15 protein-coding genes and 3 pseudogenes are annotated in these 21,508 nt (G+C 74.2%); 7 read left to right on the top strand and 11 right to left on the bottom strand.

Annotated features, from left to right (window positions below):
- Positions 1-158 precede the first annotated feature (158 nt).
- A complete protein-coding gene (locus QMQ26_RS34115; RefSeq protein WP_282203999.1) occupies positions 159-3,983 on the top strand; it encodes a LamG-like jellyroll fold domain-containing protein in 3,825 nt (1,274 codons plus the stop codon).
- A 120-nt stretch (positions 3,984-4,103) separates the two neighbouring features.
- Positions 4,104-4,541 carry a hypothetical protein gene (locus QMQ26_RS34110; protein ID WP_282203998.1) on the top strand — a complete coding sequence of 146 codons (438 nt, stop codon included), beginning with the start codon at positions 4,104-4,106 and terminating at the stop codon, positions 4,539-4,541.
- A 30-nt stretch (positions 4,542-4,571) separates the two neighbouring features.
- On the opposite strand, the gene QMQ26_RS34105 is transcribed toward QMQ26_RS34110, so the two are convergent.
- From QMQ26_RS34105 to QMQ26_RS34075, 7 genes are all read right to left on the bottom strand, one after another.
- Entirely contained in the window at positions 4,572-5,570 is a 999-nt protein-coding gene (locus QMQ26_RS34105) for a TIGR03842 family LLM class F420-dependent oxidoreductase (protein ID WP_282203997.1), read from the bottom strand.
- Between the two features lie 32 nt (positions 5,571-5,602).
- Complete coding sequence (gene hydA / locus QMQ26_RS34100) at positions 5,603-6,991, bottom strand: dihydropyrimidinase (RefSeq protein ID WP_282203996.1); 1,389 nt, start codon at positions 6,989-6,991, stop codon at positions 5,603-5,605.
- Positions 6,992-6,996: 5 nt separating this feature from the next.
- A complete protein-coding gene (locus QMQ26_RS34095; protein ID WP_100838963.1) occupies positions 6,997-7,839 on the bottom strand; it encodes a nitrilase-related carbon-nitrogen hydrolase in 843 nt (280 codons plus the stop codon).
- Between the two features lie 304 nt (positions 7,840-8,143).
- Entirely contained in the window at positions 8,144-8,476 is a 333-nt protein-coding gene (locus QMQ26_RS34090; RefSeq protein ID WP_282203995.1) for a hypothetical protein, read from the bottom strand.
- Positions 8,477-8,695: 219 nt separating this feature from the next.
- On the bottom strand, positions 8,696-9,322 hold the full coding sequence (locus QMQ26_RS34085) for a TetR/AcrR family transcriptional regulator (protein WP_100840527.1): 627 nt from the start codon (positions 9,320-9,322) through the stop codon (positions 8,696-8,698).
- Positions 9,323-9,446: 124 nt separating this feature from the next.
- Positions 9,447-10,568, bottom strand: coding sequence for an NADAR family protein (locus QMQ26_RS34080; RefSeq protein WP_282203994.1), 1,122 nt, complete (start codon positions 10,566-10,568; stop codon positions 9,447-9,449).
- Positions 10,569-10,769: 201 nt separating this feature from the next.
- On the bottom strand, positions 10,770-11,228 hold the full coding sequence (locus tag QMQ26_RS34075) for a hypothetical protein (protein WP_282203993.1): 459 nt from the start codon (positions 11,226-11,228) through the stop codon (positions 10,770-10,772).
- Between the two features lie 226 nt (positions 11,229-11,454).
- On the opposite strand from QMQ26_RS34075, the gene QMQ26_RS34070 reads away from it, so the two are divergent.
- The 3 genes and pseudogenes from QMQ26_RS34070 (at position 11,455) to QMQ26_RS34060 (ending at position 16,414) form a co-directional block, all read left to right on the top strand.
- Positions 11,455-12,405, top strand: coding sequence for a beta-ketoacyl-ACP synthase III (locus QMQ26_RS34070; protein ID WP_282203992.1), 951 nt, complete (start codon positions 11,455-11,457; stop codon positions 12,403-12,405).
- 335 nt (positions 12,406-12,740) lie between these two features.
- Positions 12,741-15,232 (top strand): annotated as a pseudogene (locus QMQ26_RS34065) (DEAD/DEAH box helicase).
- 87 nt (positions 15,233-15,319) lie between these two features.
- Complete coding sequence (locus tag QMQ26_RS34060; protein WP_282203991.1) at positions 15,320-16,414, top strand: aminoglycoside phosphotransferase family protein; 1,095 nt, start codon at positions 15,320-15,322, stop codon at positions 16,412-16,414.
- Between the two features lie 231 nt (positions 16,415-16,645).
- Here QMQ26_RS34060 and QMQ26_RS34055 read toward each other — a convergent pair whose 3' ends face one another.
- A complete protein-coding gene (locus QMQ26_RS34055) occupies positions 16,646-17,497 on the bottom strand; it encodes a helix-turn-helix transcriptional regulator (protein ID WP_159073230.1) in 852 nt (283 codons plus the stop codon).
- Positions 17,498-17,718: 221 nt separating this feature from the next.
- Between QMQ26_RS34055 and QMQ26_RS34050 the strand changes: the two genes are divergently transcribed.
- Positions 17,719-18,492, top strand: coding sequence for an SDR family NAD(P)-dependent oxidoreductase (locus QMQ26_RS34050; protein ID WP_282203990.1), 774 nt, complete (start codon positions 17,719-17,721; stop codon positions 18,490-18,492).
- Positions 18,493-18,522: 30 nt separating this feature from the next.
- On the opposite strand, the pseudogene cpt reads toward QMQ26_RS34050, so the two are convergent.
- Together cpt and QMQ26_RS34040 are read right to left on the bottom strand one after the other, a co-directional pair.
- Positions 18,523-19,055, bottom strand: a pseudogene (gene cpt / locus QMQ26_RS34045) (chloramphenicol phosphotransferase CPT).
- A 105-nt stretch (positions 19,056-19,160) separates the two neighbouring features.
- Positions 19,161-19,697 (bottom strand): TetR-like C-terminal domain-containing protein, encoded by a 537-nt coding sequence (locus tag QMQ26_RS34040; protein WP_100840530.1) that lies wholly within the window; start codon positions 19,695-19,697, stop codon positions 19,161-19,163.
- 310 nt (positions 19,698-20,007) lie between these two features.
- Here QMQ26_RS34040 and QMQ26_RS34035 point away from each other — a divergent pair.
- Positions 20,008-21,017: pseudogene (locus QMQ26_RS34035) on the top strand (zinc-binding dehydrogenase).
- Positions 21,018-21,063: 46 nt separating this feature from the next.
- Here the strand turns inward: QMQ26_RS34035 and QMQ26_RS34030 are convergent.
- Complete coding sequence (locus tag QMQ26_RS34030; protein WP_100838973.1) at positions 21,064-21,465, bottom strand: winged helix-turn-helix transcriptional regulator; 402 nt, start codon at positions 21,463-21,465, stop codon at positions 21,064-21,066.
- Positions 21,466-21,508 lie beyond the last annotated feature (43 nt).

Here is a 21,508-nt window from a genome sequence, read left to right as displayed (position 1 = left end):
CTCTGCCCGACCGGGCGGGAGTCTTCCGTTGGAGATCGCCCATGGCCCTGCGCCCTCGCCGCCCCCTCAGCGGCCGCGTGTCACTCGCCGCTCTGGTGGCCCTCTGGACATGCGCACTACCTGCCTCGATTCCCCATGCCCACGCCGCGACCGAGGGGTTGACCGCCGACCAGGTCGCGGCGGCCGACCGGACGCACCTCGATGCCGCCCAGGCGTCGTCCGAGACCGAGCGGGCGCTGGCCTCGGCGAAGTCCACCGGCGCCCAGGTGCCCGTCCCCGGGCTGACCACCGAGTTCAGCGAGACCGCCGCGACGCCGCAAGGGCACCTGTACCAGTCGCTGCACCTGGAGCAGCAGCGGATGCGCAAGGACGGCGACTGGGCCGACCTGGACGCCACCCTGGTGGCGAACTCGGACGGCAGCTACTCGCCCCGGGTCTCCCCCAGCGGCCTGCGGCTGTCGAAGGGCGGGGGCGACCAGCTGGCCACCCTGACCGCTCCCGGTGGTGAACAGCTCTCCCTCACCTCGCCGTTGCCGCTGTCCGCACCCCGGGTCAGCGGTGACTCGCTGACCTACACCGTCGACCAGGACACCGAGCTGAAGGTGACCGCCACCAAGTTCGGCGGCTTCACCACCGTCCTCGTCCTGAAGTCGGCGGCGGCCGCGGCCAATCCGGCGCTCAAGTCGCTCCGCTTCGACACCCGGACCACGGGCGTGACGGTCTCCTCCGACACCGGCGACAACCTCACCGCCACCGCGTCCGACGGCAGGACGCTCTGGCACGCGCCGGCGCCGATGATGTGGGACAGCAGCAAGGCCACCACGACGGGCACTTCCGCCGCCCGCGCGCGCACCGTCACCGCGACCGCGGGCGGCTCGGAGGCCACGGACCCGCCCCTCGACGGGAGTTCGGCCGACGGACCGGGGCAGGGAGCGCGCGTCGCCCGGATGCCGGTCACCACGGACTCCTCCGGGATCACCCTGACGCCCGACCAGGACCTGCTCGCCAACGGCACCGGCCCCTGGTACATCGACCCGGCGTGGACGCCCACCTCGGTCGGCAACAACCTCTGGAACTGGGTCCAGACCGCCTACCCCACCCTCAACAACGACAACCACACCGGGAGCAGCAACTCGGACTACCCCGGCATCGGCCGGTGCGGCTCCTACCCGGCCGGCGGCTCCTGCAGCCCGGCGTCGACCTACCACACCTACTACCGCTTCGACCTCTCCGCGCTGGGCGGCGCGGTGGTCGACTACGCCCAGCTGAACCTGGAGCAGCGGTACTCGGCGAACTGGTCCTGCGCGACCACGTACGACGTGACCGCGTACCGCACCGACAACCTGGCCAACGGCACCACCTGGAACACCCAGCCGACCAGGCGGGACTACCTGGGGGCCCGGCAGATCGGCGGCACCGGCTCGTCCGGCTGCGGGGGCAACATCCCGTTCAACTACGACGTGACGGGCGTCGTCGGGAGCAACGCGGGCGGCAGCATCAGCTTCCAGATCGCCACCGCGAACGAGAGCGACGTCAACGCCTTCAAACGGCTGACCACCGGCGCCAGCCTCGGCGTCCTGTACGACAAGTACCCGGACGTGCCGCAGAACCCGCGCACCAGCCCGATCACCCCGCGCACCGGCGTGCCCAACGCGCCCGACCTCGAGTCCTGCGCGGAGGTCCCGGAGTCCTCCTTCGGCTGGATCACCTCCAAGGACCTCAGCCTCACATCGACCGTCCGCTCCCCCAACCAGGGCCAGCTGACCGAATGGGCCAACATCTGGGACCTGCGCACCGGCAAGTCCGCCGAGGGCTGGAGCGGCTTCGTCACCTCCGGCAACCAGGCGAGCTACCCGCTGCCCACCGGCTTCCTCGAGGACGGCCACAGCTACGGCTGGGCGGCCAAGGGCGACGACGGCCTGCTGCGCGGCAGCCCGACCCCGACCTGCCACTTCCGCGTCGACCTGACGCCCCCGACCCTCTCCCTCCCCGGCACCGCGGACGGCCCGGCCGTCACCGACCTGTCCACCCAGTTCCCGCCCGCCGGCAACGGCCAGACGACCACCCTGCACGTCGGCCAGAGCGGCACGATCCCGTTCACCGCGGCCGACGCCCTCCCGGCCGGCCTGCAACACTCCGGCGTCGCCGCCGTGCACTGGAGCTTCAACCCCTGCATGTGCGACCCGTACGTCCAGCACGCGTACTTCGCCACCCTGCCCGCACAACTGCCCGTCACCCAGCTGCCGGTGACCCCGACCCACTGGGGCACCAACACCGTCTACGTCCAGGTCGAGGACAACGCCGGCAACAAGACCCCGCTCACCCCGTACACCTTCTCCGTCCCGTGGTCCCCGACCCCGCTGGCCTACGGCGACGTCTCCGGCGACGGCTACCCCGACATCCTCGCCGCCGGCGACGACGGCCGGCTCCTCGACTACGGCCAGGGGGTCGACTTCGCGGCGGCACCGGCCGCGGCCACCGTCGGCCAGGCACCGGCCGGCAGCTCCTGGAAGGACCTGCGCACCAGCCACCGCGGCACGATCGACGCCGGCGACAACGTCGACAGCCTGTTCGTCCACCGGGACCCCGGTACGGACGGCACCGGGGGCGGAATCGAACTCTTCTACTACCCGAACAACCCGGACCGGAACGGAACTTTCGACCTCTCGACCAAGTCCCTCGGCAGGCCCGACTGCTCACCGGGCGTCAACCCGAGCTGCGCGGACTACGGCAGCGTCGGGTCCTGGGCCACCGTCAGCCAGATCACCCCGATCGGATCGAGCAGCGCAACGCTCAAGCCGACCGACCAGATCACCCAGGGCTCGGGCGTCCTGGCCGTCGAGAAGAACAACCTCTGGTACTACCCGAGTCTCGGCAGGACGCACACCAACACCGCAGGACAGCCCACCCCGTTCGGTCCTCCCACGAAGCTCACCAGCGACGGCAGCTGGGGCAACTACGACCTGATGGTCCCCGGCAACGCCCTCGCCGACGGCAAGCCGGCGCTCTGGGTGCGCGCCCGCGCCACCTCGGGCACGGTGACCGCGGGCGACGTCTACCAGTACGCCCTGGCCTTCGGTTCCGCCACCACGGACGGAACCCCCTACACCACCGTCACCGGCCTGACCGCCAGCCCCGCCGGCCGCCTCGCGTCCGGCCTCACCGTGGCCGCGTTCCCGCAGGTCGGGGCGGTCGGCGACCTCAACGGCGACGACATCCCCGACCTCTGGGGCTTCGTCGGCTCCACCGGCCGCATCACCACCTGGGTGGGGGTGACGACCGACCGGACCAACAGGACCCCGGTCACCTCGCTCAGCCCCCGGGACCGCCAGTGGTTGCTCGACCCGACCGTCCAGGGCACCGACGCGGCCGGCAGCACGGGCAGTGCGGCCAACCCGATCGGCACCGTCACCTGGAGCACCGACGCCCCGTCAGGCACCAGGCTGGTCGGTTCCGCGGGGCTCGCCAGCGCCGACGGCCGCACCGGCGCGGGGGCGCTCAGCCCGAACGTCGCCAGCCCCGGCACCACCGGAAGCTACACCGTGAGCGCCTGGGCGAAGATCAACAACACCGACGACTTCTCCACCGTCATGTCCCAGACCGACCAGACCCGCAGCCCCTTCTACCTGCAGTACAGCAAGTCGGCCGGGACCTGGGCGTTCGTCGGCACCTCCGCCGACAGCGCCGCCACCGCCTACTACACCGCCGCGGCCAACTCCCCCGCCGTCCCCGGGAAGTGGACCCACCTCGTCGGCACCTACGATGCGACGAGCAAGATCATGACGCTGTACGTCGACGGCACCTACACGGGCTCCACCGCGGTCCCGTCCACCTGGGCGTCCACCGGCCACCTCACCATCGGAGCCAACCGCTACCCCGACGGCAGCCTCGACAACAAGACCGCCGGCAACGTCGCCGACGCCCGCACCTACCCCTACACCCTCAGCACCGAACAGGTCGCCGCGCTCTACGCGGCCTCCTGAGCCGGCGGGGAATCCGACGGGAACCAGCCGGGGGCCCGGACCACACCGGGCCCCCGGCCCCGCCCCGTACCGGCCACCAACCCGACCGACCCGACCGACCCATCGAAAGGCGAACTCCCCATGTCCGGACAACCGCTCGGAACGACCAATCTCAAGCTCGACCTGCAGTCCGAGGCCAGGCGGGCCGTGCTGCGCGCCGATCCGACCGAGGCGCCGCGCCTGGTGCTGCTGGCCGTGGACGGGCCGAGCCAGTTCCTGATGGGCTTCCTGGGCCCGGTCGGCCTGCTCCTGATGAAGAGCTACTTCCTGACCGTCACGGAGCGGTCCGTCTACGTCCACCGCGGCCCCCGGGTGCGGAACCGGCCCGAGGAGCTGGTGCACGTCATCCCCCGTGAGCAGGCCGACGGCCTGGTCGCCCGGGTCCGGCGGGGGCGCGCCTGGAACGCCCTGTACCTGCGGTTGCCCGGCGGTGCGAAGCCGACCCGGCTGAACGTCTCGTTCCACTCACGGCCCGAACTGGAGGACTTCCTCAAGAAGTTCCCCGCGCCCGCGGCGTAGGGGGCGCCGTCCTCCGGTTCTGCCACCGGGTCAGGCCAGTGCCGGGATGACCTCCGTGCCGTAGGCGTCGATGACGGCCTCGCGGGCGTCGTGCATCGCGTAGAGGGCGAACTGGTCGACGCCCAGGTCGCGCAGGGTGCGGAGTTTCTCGATGTGGGCGGTGGCGGGGCCGAGGAGGCAGAAGCGGTCGACGATGGCGTCGGGGACGAAGTCGGTGGAGGGGTTGCCGGCGCGGCCGTGGTGGCTGTAGTCGTAGCCGTGGCGGTCCTTGACGTAGGCGGTGAGCTCCTCGGGGACGAGGTCGGAGTGCTCACCGTACGTGGCGACCAGGTCGGCGACGTGGTTGCCGACCATGCCGCCGAACCAGCGGCACTGCTCGCGGGCGTGGGCGAGGTCGTCGCCGACGTAGGCGGGGGCGGCGACGCAGACGGTGACGGCGGCGGGGTCGCGGCCGGCCTCCTCGGCGGCCCGGCGGACGGCCTTGACCATCCACTCGGTGAGGTAGGGGTCGGCCAGTTGGAGGATGAACCCGTCCGCCTTCTGTCCGGCCAGGGCGAGCGCCCTGGGGCCGTACGCGGCCATCCAGACCGGCAGCCGGCCGTCCTTGATCCAGGGAATCCGGATCGGGGTGCCGTCGACCTCGGCCTCCCGCCCCTCGGCGAGGTCGCGGATCGCGTCGATGGCGGCGCCGAGCCGGGCCAGGGTGTTGGGGCGGCGTCCGGCCACCCGCATCGCGGAGTCGCCGCGGCCGATGCCGCACACCGTCCGGTTGCCGTACATGTCGTTGAGGGTGGCGAAGGTGGAGGCGGTGACCTCCCAGCTGCGGGTGGCCGGGTTGGTGACCATCGGGCCGACGTGCAGCCGTTCGGTGTGTTCCAGGATCCGGCTGTGGATGACGAAGGGCTCCTGCCAGAGCACGGCGGAGTCGAAGGTCCAGCCGTGGCTGAACCCGGCCCGTTCGGCGCGGCGCATCAGGTCGACGACCTCGGCGGCCGGCGGGTCGGTCTGCAGGACGAGTCCGAAGTCCACGGCGGGGGGCTCCTCGCGGATGAGGGGGGTGGTCAGAGGTACTGGCAGGTGGAGCGGGGCAGGAAGGTGCCGTGCCCCGGGCGGCCGAGGTACTGGCCGCGGTCGAGCACCACCTCGCCGCGGGAGAGCACGGTCTCGACCCGTCCGGTGACGGTGCGGCCCTCGTACGCCGAGTAGTCGACGTTCATGTGGTGGGTGGCGGCGGAGAGGGTCTGCACGGCGTGCGGGTCGTAGATCACCAGGTCGGCGTCGGAGCCGGGGGCGATGGTGCCCTTGCGGGGGTGGAGGCCGAACATCCGGGCGGGGGCGGCGCAGGCGAGTTCGATCCAGCGGCGGCGGGTCAGGTGGCCGTCGACCACGGCCTGGTGGAGCAGGTCCATCCGGTGCTCGACGCCGGGCAGGCCGTTGGGGATCTTCGAGAAGTCGCCGCGGCCGAGGTCCTTCTGCCCCTTGAAGCAGAACGGGCAGTGGTCGGTGGAGACCACCTGGAGGTCGTCGGTGCGCAGGCCGCGCCAGAGCGCCGCCTGGTGGTCCCTGGGCCGCAGCGGGGTGGAGCAGACGTACTTGGCGCCCTCGAAACCGGGCTCGGCCAGGTTGTCGGTGGACAGGAACAGGTACTGCGGGCAGGTCTCGCCGAAGACGGGCAGGCCGAGGTCGCGGGCGGCGGCCAGTTCGGCGAGCGCCTCGCGGGCGGAGACGTGCACCACGTACAGCGGCGCGCCGGCCACCCGGGCCAGTTGGATCGCCCGGTGGGTGGCCTCGGCCTCCAGCAGCGCCCGGCGGACCTCGCCGTGGTGGCGCGGGTCGGTCTCGCCGCGGGCCAGCGCCTGTTCGACCAGGACGTCGATGGCGGGGCCGTTCTCGGCGTGCAGCATGGTGAGCGCGCCGGTGTCGGCGGCCCGCTGCATGGCGCGCAGGATCTGCCCGTCGTCGGAGTAGAAGACGCCGGGGTAGGCCATGAACAACTTGAACGAGGTGACGCCCTCGCCGACCAGGCCGGGCATCTCGTCCAGCGTCGCCGCGTTGACGTCCGAGACGATCATGTGGAAGGCGTAGTCGATCGCGCACCGGCCGTCGGCCTTGGCGTGCCAGTCGTCCAGTCCGGCGCGCAGCGGGGCGCCCTTGGTCTGGACGGCGAAGTCGACGATCGTGGTGGTGCCGCCCCAGGCCGCGGCCCGGGTGCCGGTCTCGAAGGTGTCCGAGGCGCGGGTGCCGCCGAACGGCATCTCCATGTGGGTGTGCGCGTCGACGCCGCCCGGGACCACGTACTTCCCGCTCGCGTCGAACACCCGCTCCGCGTGCCAGCGCTGGCTGCCGGGCAGGGCGAGCGCGACCACCCGGCCGTCCTCGACCAGCACGTCGGCGTGCGTCTCCTCGGCGGCGGTGACGACCAGTCCGCCGGCGATCACGGTCCGGGCCATCGCGCTCAGCCCTCGGTCAGCGGGCCGTAGGCGTCCGGGCGCCGGTCCCGGTAGAACGCCCACTGCCGGCGGACCTCGTCGATCAGGTCGAGGTCCAGGTCCCGGACGACGAGTTCCTCGCGCTTGTCGGAGGCGACCTCGCCGACGAACTGCCCGCGCGGGTCGACGAAGTAGCTGGTGCCGTAGAAGTCGTCGTCGCCGTACTCCTCGACGCCGACCCGGTTGATCGCGGCGACGAAGTACTCGTTGGCGACCGCCGCGGCGGGCTGCTCCAGCTGCCACAGGTAGGCGGACAGGCCGCGGCTGGTCGCCGACGGGTTGTACACGATCTCCGCCCCGGCCAGGCCGAGCGCCCGCCAGCCCTCCGGGAAGTGCCGGTCGTAGCAGATGTACACGCCGACCTTCCCGACCGCCGTGTCGAACACCGGCCAGCCCAGGTTCCCGGGCTTGAAGTAGTACTTCTCCCAGAATCCGCGCACCTGCGGGATGTGGTGCTTGCGGTACTTGCCGAGGTAGCTGCCGTCGGCGTCGATCACGGCGGCGGTGTTGTAGAAGAAGCCCGGCTTCTCGATCTCGTACACCGGGGCGACGATCACGATCCCCAACTCCCGGGCCAGCTCCCGCATCCGCCGCACCGTCGGCCCGTCCGGGACGGGCTCGGCCCAGGCGTAGTGCTCCGGTTCCTGCACCTGGCAGAAGTACGGGGCGTTGAACACCTCCTGGAACCCGATGATCCCCGCCCCCTGCCCGGCGGCGTCCCGCGCGGCCTGCTCGGCGGCGGCCAGCATGCTCTCCTTGTCGCCCGTCCACGCGGTCTGGAACAGGGCGGCCCTGACGACACGGCTCATGGCCGCAACTCCTCGGATCGACGGCACGGAAAACGCGGGAACGCGCGAACGCAGAAACGCGGAAACGCGCGGAACGCGGGGCGCGGCGGGAAGGTGCCGCAGCGCTGTAGACCGTTGAGACTAGGAGCTGCGCGGCGAATGGGTGGGTGCCACGCGGGAGGAACGGGAAATTCGCTGCCCGGCGTTTTCTTTCGGTTGTCCGCCTGTCATTTCATTCGCTTTTCCGGGGTTCGGGTGTGCTGCCCGGACGCCCGCCACGGGGGTTTCCGGCCGGGGTCTCCGGCGAGGGGTTCCGCCCGGGGCGTCAGCCCCACGGGGGGTCGCCCAGGCGGCGCCACCACCAGGGGGCGTCCGGCGGGGCGAACGGGTCCGGCAGCGTGCGGCGGCGGAACTCCGCGTCCAACGGGCGCAGCAGCCGGACGAGTTCGGCCCGGGAGCGGGGAGGCAGGTGCGGCAGCAGCGCCGCCAGGACGTCCCGGCAGTGGCGGGCGTCGTCGTGCGCGCAGCCGGGGCAGCAGGAGAACTCCGCCGCCCGGGGGTAGCGCCGCCGCCCGCCGGGGTGCGCAGGAACGCGCGGTAGCGGCGCAGCGCCTCGCCGGTGGCCCCCGGCTCCACCCAGCGGTCGGGGCGCTGCCACTCGACCCGGTGGACGTCCCGGTCCGTGGTCGCGGACAGCCCCGGGACGTGCGGCGGCGGGGCCTCCGGGCGGCGGCTGGGTGCGGTGGCGCGGGGTGCGGTGGCGCGCAGGGCGGCGGGCCGGTTACGCGGCATCGGCCTTTCGGCAGTCGGTCATGCCCGCATGATCCCCGCCCGCGCGGCCCGCCGCCACCCGTTTTCCGTCCGCCCCGGCCGACGCTCAGCGGGCGGGCAGCGAGCGGTCGGCGGGCAGCAGCCGGTCCAGGGCGCGGCGGGTGCGGGTGGCGGCGAGCGGGTCGCGCAGGAGCTGGAGTGCCTGGTTGAGGGCCAGGTAGATGCCGGTCAGCTCGTGGACGACCTGCTCGGGGTCGGTGTCCGAGGGGAGTTCCCCGGCCTCGACGGCGAGCCGGACCTCGCCGGCCAGGCGGCGGCGCCAGACCAGCAGCAGGCGGGCGACGTTGCGGCGGACCGGGCCGTCGTGGGCGTCGAACTCGACGGCCGCGGTGGTGAACAGGCAGCCGCCGGGGAACACCTCGCGGGCGTGCTCCAGGTAGTCGATCCAGCTCTGGCAGACGGCCCGCAGCCGGCGCAGGCCGGGCTCGGTGGCCGCCGCCGGGTCCCACACCAGCGCGGTGAACAGCGCGGAGGCCCGTTCCAGGGTCGCCAGTTGGAGGGCCTCCTTGGTGCCGAAGTGCCCGAGCACCCCGGCCTTGGACAGCCCGAGGTCGGCGGCCAGCCGCCCGATGGTCAGCCCCTCCAGCCCGTCGACCGAGGCGAGGGCGACACTGCGGTCGATGATCCGGGCCCTGGTCCGGCGGGCCTCGACCACCGTGCTGCGCGGGCTCATCCGGTCCTCCTCCGCGATCCGTCCGTCCATCCGTCCGCCCGGACGCGTCCCGTCCTACCCCCGGCCCCGGAATCCTACGACGTGCGACGATGCGCCGACCGCAGCCCGGCCCGGCCTGCTCGGGTCACGCCCCGGGAATCCCGGCGCGCCGGGCGTGCAGTTCGGAGCGGACGAGTTCGAGGAGGCGTCCCGACCAGTTACGGCCCCGGCCGGCGTTGTCGCCCCAGAAGGCGGAGTCCACGTCGTCGTAGACCAGGGTGGCGTCGTCCGTCGCCAGCAGGACCTCGGCCAGTTCGGGGTGCTGGTCGTACTTGGCGCGCAGCAGCGCGGTCATGACGGCGGTCCGGGCGTGTTCCCAGCCCTCGCGGCGGGGGGCTCCGGCCGCGAGCGTGCGTGCCGCGGAGGCGGTCTGTGCCGCCGCGAGCGCGTCCCGGGCCCCGGGGTCGGCGACCGACAGGGTCCAGTAGGCGTGGGCGACGGAGGGGTGGTCGACCCCTCCGACCGTGATCGGGGCGGGGTAGTCGTGGCGCAGGCCGATCGTGCCGGGATCGGCCACCGGCTCGGTCCGGTACGTGTGGTGGAGCTGGACGGCCGGTGCGTGCGGGGTCACCGGTCCGTCCGCCGGGACGCGGGTGGACCTCTCGGCCCTCCACCGGGCCCGCTCCTCGAAGTACCCGAGGGCGCCGTCGTAGTCCTCCTGCGTGACCGTCCCGTCGAACGGCAGGTAGGTCCGGCCGCCGGGCCCCGCCACCAGGACCCGCAGTGGCCAGTCCTTGCTGTCCATGTCGCCCAGCGCGTAGCGACGTCGGGTCTCCGGGACCGCGAGGAACGCCTCGCGGGCCGCGGCCCGGTTCTCCTCGGTCCGGTCGGCGAGGAAGACGTCGACGGCGGCCAGGCAGCGGCCCGTCGAATCGGGGCGGCCGTTCAACTGGTCTATGGTGTCGCGGACTTCGGCGACCAGCAGTTCGGGCGTGATCCAGCTCTCCGGCTCGCCGAACTTCCAGTCCGCCAGCTCGTGCGCGGACGCTTCCCCGCCCTCGGGCAGACTGGTGGCCACCCAGCCGGTGCGCAGCTTCTCCTCGAACTCCTCGACGGTGACCAGACCCCAGCAGTCGATGAGCCCGTCGGCGTAGACGAACAGGTCGGTGAGGAAGTAGTGGCCGCCGTTGCGGATGAAGGCGTGCCGCCAGGTTCCGGGTACGCGGACGCCGTCCGCCGTGCGATGGGTGATCCGGTTGCCGATCATCCTGGGATTGTGCCGCAGCGCCCGCCGTGCGGACCGCGATTTTCCTCCGGGGCGGCTTCCGGCGCCCCGACGACCGGGCTCCGCCGGACCGGACGCCGCCGGAACGGACGCCGAGCGGCCGGACCCCGCCGGGCTGGGGGTTCAGCCCCGGCCGATGCCGATGAGGTCGGTGTACTCGGCCGCGTCGAGGAGGCCGTCCAGCTAGGCGACGTCGTCCGGGTCGATCTCCAAGAGCCGGCTGTGGAGCAGGCCGTGGTCGTAGCCGAGCACCTCCCAGCCGAGCTCGTGCCCGCCCTCCGCCGCCTCCCGGGCCAGCGTGCCGGCCCGGCCGTCGAGGTTCGCGAGCAGCACCGGTTCGTCCGTCCCGGCCGCGAGGATGTCGCCGACGAAGTCGCCGGCGTGGTCGGCGGGCACCAGTAGGGCGTACAGGCGTGCCGCCGCCGGTACTCGCAGGGGCAGGCAGGCCGCCAGGGCTTCCTGTGCCGTGTCGAACCAGCAGCCGTCGTGCGGAAGGCGGTCGGTCAGGCAGTCGGACGCCGTGGCCGGCCGCTCCGCACGGGGCAGACCCGGGCCCTCGATCGGCTCGGGTACCGCGACGAAGTGGCCGGCGAGCAGCATCCCGTCGGGTGTCGGGGCAGTGGACGGGGGGTTCCGGATCACGCCGGCACCGTATCCGACCGGCGAGGTCGAAGTCCGGGGAGCCGCACTCCCGGCGGTCAGGCTCCGCCGGGACCCGTCGCACTGCGGTGGGACGGGTCACCGGTGTCTCCCCGTCGGCCGGGTGTCCGTCCTGCGGGCGGCCTTTAGCTTCCGATCGGTCGGTTGCTATATTCCAGGCCGTTGCCCCGGCGTCGGCCGGGGGCCGCCCGTGGAGAAGGGGACCGCCATGCCCGGAGTCCGGATAGCCGCTCTCGGCCACCATCAGCCCGGCCGGGTGCTGACCAACGACGAGTTGGCGACGATGGTGGACACCAATGACGAGTGGATCCGGCGGCGGACCGGGATCGTGACCCGGCGGATCGCGGGGCCGCACGAGTCGGTGACCGATCTGGCGGCGGGGGCGGCGGCGAAGGCGCTGGCGGCCTCGGGGCTGGACCCGGCGGAGATCGGGCAGGTCACGGTGGCCACCTGCAGTGCGGTGGACCGCTGCCCGTCGATCGCGGCGCAGGTGGCGGGTCGGCTGGGCATTCCGTCCGCCGTCGCGTTCGACCTGAACAACGGGTGCGCGGGGTTCTGCACCTCACTGTCGGTGGCGAACCACTCGCTGCTGGCGGGCGGCGCCAAGCACGCGCTGGTGATCGGCGCGGAGAAGATGTCGGACCTGGTGGACTGGACGGACCGGCGCAGCTGCATCCTGCTGGGCGACGGTGCGGGCGCGGCGGTGCTGTCCGCGACCGACGGGGAGGGCAGCGCGATCGGTCCGGTGGTCTGGGGGTCGGACCCGTCGCGGGCGAGCGCGGTGCGGCTGCTGGACGAGTGGCACCCGCAGTTCGAGCAGGACGGCCAGGCGGTGTTCCGGTGGGCCACCACCGAGCTGCCCGCGCTGGCCGAACAGGCGTGCCGGGCGGCCGGGTTGAGCCCGGCGGAGCTGGACGGGGTGGTGACCCACCAGGCGAACCTGCGGATCATCGAGTCGCTGGTGCAGAAGCTGGGTCTGTCCGAGGACGCGGTGATCGCCCGGGACGTGGTGGACTCCGGCAACACCTCGGCGGCCTCCGTGCCGCTGGCGCTGGCGAAGCTGGTGGAGCGCGGCGAGCTGCGTTCGGGCGCCCGGGTGCTGCTGTTCGCGTTCGGCGGCGGCCTGTCCTGGGCCGGCCAGGTGGTCACCTGCCCGTGACGGGCCGGGCCCGCCCCCGGGGCCGGCTCGGCCCCGTCCGGGAGGGTCTCGGCAGCGGGTGCAGGTGAGGGTGAGCGCGATCGTGCCGGGCGGCGGCGGGGAGGCCGGGCAGGGCGCGGTCCAGCCCGCGAAGCCGCCGTCCCCGGCGATCGGGCCGTAGTGCCGGTGCCGGTCGGGGGGGTGATCGGCCCGGCCCTCCCCCGGTGACTCGCTGTCGCGGCGCAGGCGCGTCGGGCAACCGCCGAACCGGCCGGGGCGCGGTGGTGCGGGGGCGAGCTTTGCCCGCGGTGATCCCGGACGGGCAAGATAGCGGGGTGACCACCCTCCTGGACCTGATGCCGAAGCCCGCCACGCCCGACTCGCTGTTCGAGACCTTCGCCGAGTGGGCGTCGGAGCGCGGTATCACCCTCTACCCAGCCCAGGAGGAGGCGCTGATCGAGCTGGTCTCCGGGAACAACGTGATCCTGGCGACGCCGACCGGTTCCGGGAAGTCCCTGGTCGCGGCGGGCGCGCACTTCGCCGCGCTGGCCGAGGGCAAGCGGACGTTCTACACCGCGCCGATCAAGGCGCTGGTGTCGGAGAAGTTCTTCGACCTGTGCAAGGTCTTCGGCACCGAGCAGGTCGGCATGATGACCGGCGACGCCTCGGTGAACCCGACCGCGCCGATCATCTGCTGCACCGCCGAGGTGCTGGCCCAGATCGCCCTGCACGACGGCCCGCGCGCCGACATCGGCCAGGTCGTGATGGACGAGTTCCACTTCTACGCCGAGCCGGACCGCGGCTGGGCCTGGCAGATCCCGATCCTCGAACTCCCGCAGGTGCAGTTCCTGCTGATGTCGGCCACGCTCGGCGACGTCCGCCGCTTCGAGGAGGACCTGACCCGCCGCACCGGCCGCCCGACCACCGTGGTGCGCTCGGCGACCCGCCCGGTGCCGCTGTTCTACGAGTACCGGCGCACCAACCTGCACGACACCCTGGAGGAGCTGCTGACCACCGGGCAGGCGCCGGTGTACGTGGTGCACTTCACCCAGAAGGAGGCGGTGGAGCGGGCGCAGTCCCTGATGAGCATCAACATGTGCTCCAAGCAGGAGAAGGACGCGATCGCCGCCCTGATCGGCAACTTCCGCTTCACCACCAAGTTCGGCCGCAACCTGTCCCGGTACGTGCGGCACGGCATCGGCGTGCACCACGCCGGCATGCTGCCCAAGTACCGCCGCCTGGTGGAGCGGCTGGCGCAGGCCGGCCTGCTGAAGGTGATCTGCGGCACCGACACGCTCGGCGTGGGCGTCAACGTGCCGATCCGCACGGTGCTGTTCACCGCGCTGTCCAAGTACGACGGGCAGCGGGTGCGCATCCTGCGGGCCGCGAGTTCCACCAGATCGCCGGGCGCGCGGGCCGGGCCGGGTTCGACACCGTCGGCCAGGTGGTGGCGCAGGCCCCCGAGCACGTGGTGGAGAACGACCGGGCGCTGGCCAAGGCCGGGGACGACCCGAAGAAGCGCAAGAAGGTGGTCCGCAAGAAGGCCCCGGACGGCTTCGTGTCCTGGACCGAGGAGACCTTCGAGCGCCTGATCGGGGCCGACCCGGAGCCGCTGGTCTCCCGCTTCAAGGTCAGCCACGCGATGCTGCTGTCGGTGATCGGCCGCCCGGGCAACGCGTTCGAGGCGATGCGCAAGCTGCTCACCGACAACCACGAGGACCGCGCCGCGCAGCGCCGCCACATCCGCACCGCGATCGCCATCTACCGCTCGCTGCGGGAGGGCGGCGTGGTCGAGCAGTTCGACGAGCCGGACGCCGAGGGCCGGATCGCCCGCCTGACCCTCGACCTGCAGGAGAACTTCGCGCTCAACCAGCCGCTGTCCACCTTCGCGCTGGCCGCCTTCGACCTGCTCGACCCGGAGTCGCCCTCGTACGCGCTGGACGTGGTCTCGGTCGTGGAGGCCACCCTCGACGACCCGCGGCAGATCCTCGCCTCGCAGGAGAACAAGGCGCGCGGCGAGGCCGTCGCGGAGATGAAGCGCGACGGGATCGAGTACGAGGAGCGGATGAACCGGCTCCAGGAGATCAGCTACCCGAAGCCGCTGGAGGAGCAGCTCGGCCACGCCTACGAGGTGTACCGCCGGGCCCACCCGTGGATCGGCGACCACCCGCTGCGGCCGAAGTCCGTGGTGCGCGACCTGTACGAGCGCGCGATGACCTTCACCGACTACGTGGGCTTCTACGAGCTGGCCCGCACCGAGGGCATCGTGCTGCGCTACCTGGCGGGCGCGTTCAAGGCGCTGGAGCAGACCGTCCCGGACGACATCAAGACCGACGACCTCAAGGACGTCATCGCCTGGCTGGGCGAACTCGTCCGCCAGGTCGACTCCTCGCTGCTGGACGAGTGGGAGGCGCTCGCCAACCCGACCGAGCCGGAGGCCGCCGAGGTCCGCCTGGACGACAAGCCCGCCCCCGTCACGGCCAACGCCCGGGCCTTCCGCGTCCTGGTCCGCAACGAGCTCTTCCGCCGGGTCGAGCTGTGCGCGCTGGAACACTACGACGCGCTGGCCGAACTCGACGGCGAGGACGGCTGGAACGCCGACCGCTGGGCCGACGCGATGGACGGCTACTGGGAGGAGTACGACGACCTCTTCACCGGCCCGAACGCGCGCGGCCCCAAGATGCTGCTGATCGAGGAGGTCGAGGACGAGGGCCTGTGGCGCGTCCGCCAGATCTTCGACGACCCCAACGGCGACCACGACTGGGGCATCTCTGCCGAGGTCGACCTCTACGGCTCCGACGAAGAAGGCCGCGCCGTCGTCAAGATCACCTCGGTGGGCGCGCACTGACCCACCCGCCCCTCCCCGGCTGCCGAGCGGGACGGATCGTGCCCGTAGGATGCCCGGGATCGAGGTCGGTGGGCTGGGGAGGGCGCGGTGGAGGAGTTGGCTCGGGTCGGGCCGGAGGTGCGGGAGCGGTTCGTCGGGCGGTTCGGGGGCGGGGTGCTCGGGTGGTGCGACGCGCTGCCCGGGCTGGTCGGGGAGTTGGCCGGGCGGTGGGGGCTGGAGCCGGTCGCGGCGGGGGGCGGGGGCACCTCGCGGGTGTTCCGCTGCGTGCGGCGCGGCGACGGTGCCCGGGTGTGGTTGAAGCTGACGCCCGATCCCTCGATCGCGGGCGAGGAGGCGGAGGCCCTGCGCGTCTGGGCGGGCAGGGCGTCGGTCGTCGCGCTGCTCGCGGCGAACACCGCCGCCGGGGCGCTGCTGCTCGCGGACGTCCGGCCCGGTACGCCGGTGCGGCAGCTCGGTTGGACCCTGCCCGAAGTCGCCTCCCTGCTGCGGGACCTGCGCTCCGCCACCCGGCCGGCGGGAGACTCGGGCCTGCGCCCGCTCGCGCACCGGATCGACTTCCTGTTCGACCTCGCCGAGCGCCGGGCGTCCGCCGCCGGGGCCGGGGCCGGGGCCGACCTGGCCGGGCCCCGGGCGGCGGCCCTGGCCCTCGCCGCCGACGGGCCGACCGGGCTGGTGCACGGCGACCTGCACCCGTCCAACGTGCTCTCCGGCCCCGGCGGGCGCCTGGTGGCGATCGACCCACGGCCGACCTGGGGCGACCCGGACTTCGACGCCGTGGACTGGGCCCTGGAGGGCGTCACCGACCTGACCGCGCTACGGCGGCGGACCGACCGGCTGGCCGCGCTCGTCCCCGGCCTCTCCCCCGACCGCCTACTGGCCTGGTGCCGCGCCCTGAGCGCCCTCACCGCCGTCCCCGGACGTACGCGGGCCGGGGCGAGGACTCGGAGACGCGCTTCCTGGCCCGTCTGGCGGGCCTGCGCCCCGACTGACCGCCCGCCCCTGAGACCGGCCCGGACCGCGCCGCACCTCGGCCGGACACCGGCGCTTCGGTCCGGCGGGTGCGCCCACCAGGCGGGGGCGAGGCAGGCGAAGACGTGGCGGGCAGGGCGGGGATGGGGACCCGCAGACCCGCATCCTCGCCCGCCCGGCGGGCCTGCGCCCCGGCTGACCGCCCGCCCCTGAGACCGGCCCGGACCGCGCCGCACCTCGGCCGGACACCGGCGCTTCGACCCCGCGCTCGGCGGCGAACGCCGCGAAGGCCCGGCGGGTGCGGCCCCCGGGTGGGGCGAGGCAGGCGAAGACGTGGCGGGCAGGGCCGGGATGGGGACCCGCAGACCCGCTTCCTCGCCCGCCCGGCGGGCCTGCGCCCCGGCTGACCGCCCGCCCCGGGACGGGCCCTGGCCGCGCCGCCCCTCAGCCAGGTACCGGCGCTTCGACCCCGCGTTCGGCGGCGAACGCCGCGAAGGCCCGGCGGGTGCGGCCCCCGGGTGGGGCGAGGCAGGCGAAGACGTGGCGGCCGGGTTCGGGCAGGGCCAGGACGGTGTACTCCAGGACGTCGGTGTCCAGCGCGGGGTGGCGGACGTGCAGGCGGCCGGGGCCGGGCGGGCCGGCCCGGTGGTGGGACCACAGGGCGGCGAAGGCCGGGCTCGCGGCGGAGAAGCGGTCGACCAGGTCGGCGAGGTTCCGGTCGGCGGGGCGGTCGGCGTGGTGGGCCCGCAGGGAGGCGACCAGGTCCGCGCCGATCGACCGTTCGGGGGCGTGGTTGTCGGCGGTGCGGGAGCCGTACGGGCAGCAGAAGACCTGCCAGAGCAGGTTCCGTTCGTGCGGGGGCCGGCGGGCGGGCTCGGCCATCAGCAGGGCGGCGGGCCGGTTCCAGGCCAGCAGGTCGAAGGTCGGGCCGGTGGCGAACGCCGGTGCGGCGTCCAGGGTGTCGAGCAGGGCCAGGGTGCTCGCCGAGACGCCCCGCCGCTCCTCCGGCCGCTCCGGGGCGGGCCGCCGCCCGGCCAGCCGGTGCAGGTAGGCCCGTTCGGCGTCGGCCAGCCGCAGGGCGTCCGCGATGCCGTCCAGCACCGGCCCGGTGGGCACCCGTTGGCGGCCCTGCTCCAGCCGGGCGTAGTAGTCCGGCGAGATCCCGGCCCGGGCCGCGACCTCCTCCCGCCGCAGCCCGGGGGTGCGCCGCCGGCCGGTCGCGGCGAGGCCGAGGTCGGACGGCGCCAGGCGGGCGCGGCGGGCGCGCAGGAACGCGCCCAGCGGGGTCTCGGGCATGCGCGCCACCCTGTCACACCCGCCGCCGCGCAACCAGGACCTGCCGGGTCCGGGCTGGCCGGGCCGGTGCCGCCTCACTACGGCCCACCCCGCCCCGTCTCAGCCCGCCTCAGTCCTCCTCGCCCCGCCCCGCTGTCCACGCCCCCGCAGGTCCGGGATCGGCGGTCCCCGGTCGGGTCGGCCGCTGGTGGGACGGGGCGGCGTCAACCACCCTGGCGGGCATGGGACTTCTCGAGGACAAGGTCACGATCGTCACCGGCGCGGGACGCGGTATCGGTGCGGCCGCCGCGCGGCTGTTCGCCCGGGAGGGCGCGGCGCTGGTGCTGGCGGCCCGGAGCGGGGACGAAGTGGCGGCGCTGGCCGCCGAGTTGCGGGAGGCGGGAGCGCGGGCGGTGCCGGTGGCCGTCGACCTGACCACCGCGGCGGGCGCGGACCTGCTGGTCGACACCGCGCTGCGCAGCTACGGGCGGCTGGACGCGGCGTTCGACAACGCGGGCAACGGCCTGCCGCCCGCGCCGCTGGCCGAGCGCGCCGAGGAGGACTGGGACGGCGTGCACGCGCTGAACCTGCGCGGCACCTGGCTGTGCCTGCGGGCGCAGCTCGCGGCGCTGGTGGCGGGCGGCCGGGGCGGGTCGGTGGTGGTCAACTCGGGGGTGGGGGCGCTGGTCGGCGGGTTCGGCGACGGTGTGCAGCAGGCCGCGAAGCACGGGCTGACCGGCCTGGTGCGGGCGGCGGTGGCGGACTACGCGCCGCACGGCATCCGGGTCAACGCGGTGGCGCCGGGCGTGGTGCGCACCCCCGGCACCGAGGACCTCTTCGCGCTCGGCCCGGCCTTCACCGACCTGGTGGCCCGCTCGACCCCGCTGGGCCGCCCGGCCCGGCCCGAGGAGGTCGCGCAGGCGGCGGCGTGGCTGCTCAGCGACCGCGCCTCGTACGTCACCGGCGTGACCCTGCCGGTGGACGGGGGCATCACCGCGACCCGCCGCTTCGACTGACCGTCGCCAACCGGCCCACCGTCGACTTCCTTACCGGAGATGGAACGCGACGGTGCGGGCGCAGGCGTCGGGCGGGGTGCGGGTGGTGTCCACCTCCAGGTCGTAGTGGACGCCGCGGTGGACGCGGACCGCCTGGTCGGCGGCCATGCCGGTGGCGCGGTCACCGCGGGCGCGTTCGCGGGCGGCGGCCTCGGCGGGGTCGCAGCGGACGCCGACCCAGAGGACGTCCAGGCCGTACAGGGCTTCGCGCCAGCGCTGCTGGGAGGCCGGGCCGGAGAGGAAGACGTCATCGACGATGACCGGGGCGCCGGCCCGGGCGGTGGCGGCGACACCGGCCGTCCAGGCGGCCTCCAGCACGCGGAAGGCGTCGCCGACGGCGACGGTGCCGTCGGTGGCGAAGCCGATGCCGTCGCCGCCCTCCCGCAGGGCGGGGGCAGCGCATCGACCAGGCCGTCGATGCCGAAGGCCAGCCAGGGGCGCGGCAGTTGCGCCTGGAGAGCCCGCGCGAGGCTGGTCTTGCCGCTGCTGGAGCCGCCGTTGAGCACGATCACCCGGGTCGTCATCGGTCCACCGTAGCCGCCGGGCACGGCGCGGGGCTCAGCGCGGGGCACAGCGCCGGGCACGGCGCGGGGCTCAGCGCGGGCACAGCGCCGGGCACGGCGCGGGGCTCAGCGCGGGGCGAGGCCGTCCAGGACGAGGTCGACCAGGGCGGTGACGAAGGCGGGCGTGACGGGTTCGCCGAGCAGCAGGTGGCGGGCGAACAGCGGGCTCATCAGGGCCTCGACGGCGGCGCGGGGGTCGGCGTCGGGGCGGATCTCGCCGCGGGCGGCGGCCCGGCGCAGGAGCTGTTCGGCGCGGTCGAGGCGGTCGGCCCAGTAGGCGTCGCGTCCGCTGCGGGTCTCGGCGGTGGCGGGGGCGATGCTCAGGTGCAGCAGGGCCGGGCCCTCGGGGGTGTCGAGGAAGGCGCCGAGGGCGGTGAGCAGCCGGTGCAGGTCGGTGCGGAGGCTGCCGGTGTCGGGCAGCGGCATGGCCTGGTCGGTGTAGTCGGCGAGCGCTTCGCGCAGCAGGCGCTCCCGGGTGCCCCAGTTGCGGTACACCGAGGTCTCGTGCACCCCGGCGGCGGCGGCGACCGCCGCGACGCTGGCGGCCTCCAGGCCGCCCTCGGCGAGCAGGCGCACCGTCGCGTCGAGGACCGCCCGGCGCATCGCGGCGCCGCGTCGGCGCAGCGGGGCGGTGGCGGCCGCGGTCCGCGGCGCGGCGTCCGGCACTTCTTCCCCGGGCGGCTCTCTCCCGGGCGGTTCTTCCGGGGCGGTTCTTCCCGGGGCGGTTCCTCCCGGGACGGTTCTTTCGCGGGCACACCCGGAGCCTAACGCAAGCGACCTTGCGTTGCACCGGTCGGCGTCGTAGCCTCGACAACGCAAGTCACCTTGCGATAGCCCGGGCCGCAACCGGCCGGGCCGTCGCGAGCGGCAACGAGGCCGCCGACGGCTCGCCGCCGGCCGGAGAGGATCGACCATGGCTGTGATGCGTGCCGTCCGTCTGCACGTTCCCACCCGCACCCTGAGCGTGGAGGAGGTGGAGCGTCCCGTTCCCGGCCCCGGCCAGGTGCTGGTCAAGGTGGAGGCGGCGGGCGTCTGCCTGTCCGACGTCCACCTGATCGACGGCTCGCTCACCCCGCTGTACCTGCCCGGCGAGAGCGTCACGCTGGGCCACGAGGTCGCGGGCACCGTCGCCGGGCTCGGCGACGGGTCGGGTGCCTGGCAGGTCGGCGACCGGGTGGTGCTCCAGGCCGGCGAGAAGCGCGACGGGACCACCTGGACGCGCGGCGTGGACTACGACGGCGGCTGGGCCGAGTACGCGCTGGCCCGCACCGACACGCTGTTCCGGCTGCCCGACACGATCCCGTTCGAGCAGGGCTCGATCATCCCGGACGCGGTCTCCACCCCGTGGGGCGCCGTCACCACCACCGGCGGGGTCCGCCCCGCCGAGCCGGTCGGCGTCTGGGGCGTCGGCGGCCTGGGCGCGCACGGCGTGCAGCTGCTGCGCGCGATCGGCGCCAACCCGATCGTCGCCGTCGACCCCGCCCCGGCCGCCCGCGAACGCGCCCTCGCCTTCGGCGCGGACCTCGCCCTGGACTCCGCCGATCCCGAGCTCGCCGCGAAGATCGGCGCGGCCACCGGCGGCGCGGGCCTGTCCGCCGCGTTCGACTTCGCCGGCGTGCCCGCCGTCCGCGAGCAGGCGCTGAAGGTGCTCGGCGCGCACGGCCGCCTGGTCCTGGTCGGCCTCACCGACCAGCCCCTGACGGTCCGGGACAGCATCCGCTTCTCCTACCTCCAGCAGCAGATCCTGGGCCACTACGGCTCCGAGGAGAACGCCGTCCCCAGCTGATCGCCCTCGCCGCGGGCGGCCGCCTCGACTTCTCCCGCTCCGTCAGCGAGGTCCTCCCGCTGGAACGGGCCGCCGAGGCCGTCGAGCGCCTGCACAGCAAGCAGGGCGACCCGATCCGCCTGATCCTCAAGCCCTGACCCCGGATCGGCACCCCCGCCCCGCAGCAACCGGCTCGCCGACGGCTCACCCGTCGGCGAGCCGGTTGCTGCGGTCGATCTCCGGCATGTGCGTCTCGGCCCAGACCCGCAGGGCGGAGAGCGGCCCCTCGAGGGACAGGCCGAGTGCGGTGAGCCGGTAGTGGACGGCGGGCGGCACGGTGGGTTCCACCCGGCGCGCGACCAGGCCGTCGCGGACGAGGCTGCGCAGGGTGACGGACAGCATCTTCTGCGAGACGCCGGGGACGCGGCGCCGCAGTTCCGCGAAGCGGATCTCGTCCGGCGCCTCCTCGGCCAGCACCTTGACCACCATCGACGTCCACTTGGTGCCGATGCGGTCGAGCAGCCGGCGGGTCGGGCAGAGCGGGTCCAGCAGGTCGCCCCGCTCACCTGGCCGCCGACCGGGTCCGCCGGACTCGGACGTGGTCACTCCGGGCTCACCACCTGAGGGAGAAGTGCCGTCTTGGAGGGGC

This window comes from Kitasatospora fiedleri (genome assembly GCF_948472415.1).
Lineage (GTDB): Bacteria > Actinomycetota > Actinomycetes > Streptomycetales > Streptomycetaceae > Kitasatospora > Kitasatospora fiedleri.
The sequence above is the reverse complement of the archived record's forward strand: the minus strand, read 5'-3'. Positions and strand labels throughout refer to the sequence as shown.

Excerpts from the sequence above, each read along its gene's own strand:
- QMQ26_RS34110 (WP_282203998.1), top strand. The coding sequence starts at position 4,104 with ATGTCCGGACAACCGCTCGGAACGACCAATCTCAAGCTCGACCTGCAG.
- hydA (WP_282203996.1), bottom strand. The coding sequence starts at position 6,991 with ATGGCCCGGACCGTGATCGCCGGCGGACTGGTCGTCACCGCCGCCGAG.
- QMQ26_RS34095 (WP_100838963.1), bottom strand. The coding sequence starts at position 7,839 with ATGAGCCGTGTCGTCAGGGCCGCCCTGTTCCAGACCGCGTGGACGGGC.
- QMQ26_RS34085 (WP_100840527.1), bottom strand. The coding sequence starts at position 9,322 with ATGAGCCCGCGCAGCACGGTGGTCGAGGCCCGCCGGACCAGGGCCCGG.
- QMQ26_RS34080 (WP_282203994.1), bottom strand. The coding sequence starts at position 10,568 with ATGATCGGCAACCGGATCACCCATCGCACGGCGGACGGCGTCCGCGTA.
- QMQ26_RS34070 (WP_282203992.1), top strand. The coding sequence starts at position 11,455 with ATGCCCGGAGTCCGGATAGCCGCTCTCGGCCACCATCAGCCCGGCCGG.
- QMQ26_RS34055 (WP_159073230.1), bottom strand. The coding sequence starts at position 17,497 with ATGCCCGAGACCCCGCTGGGCGCGTTCCTGCGCGCCCGCCGCGCCCGC.
- QMQ26_RS34050 (WP_282203990.1), top strand. The coding sequence starts at position 17,719 with ATGGGACTTCTCGAGGACAAGGTCACGATCGTCACCGGCGCGGGACGC.
- QMQ26_RS34040 (WP_100840530.1), bottom strand. The coding sequence starts at position 19,697 with ATGCGCCGGGCGGTCCTCGACGCGACGGTGCGCCTGCTCGCCGAGGGC.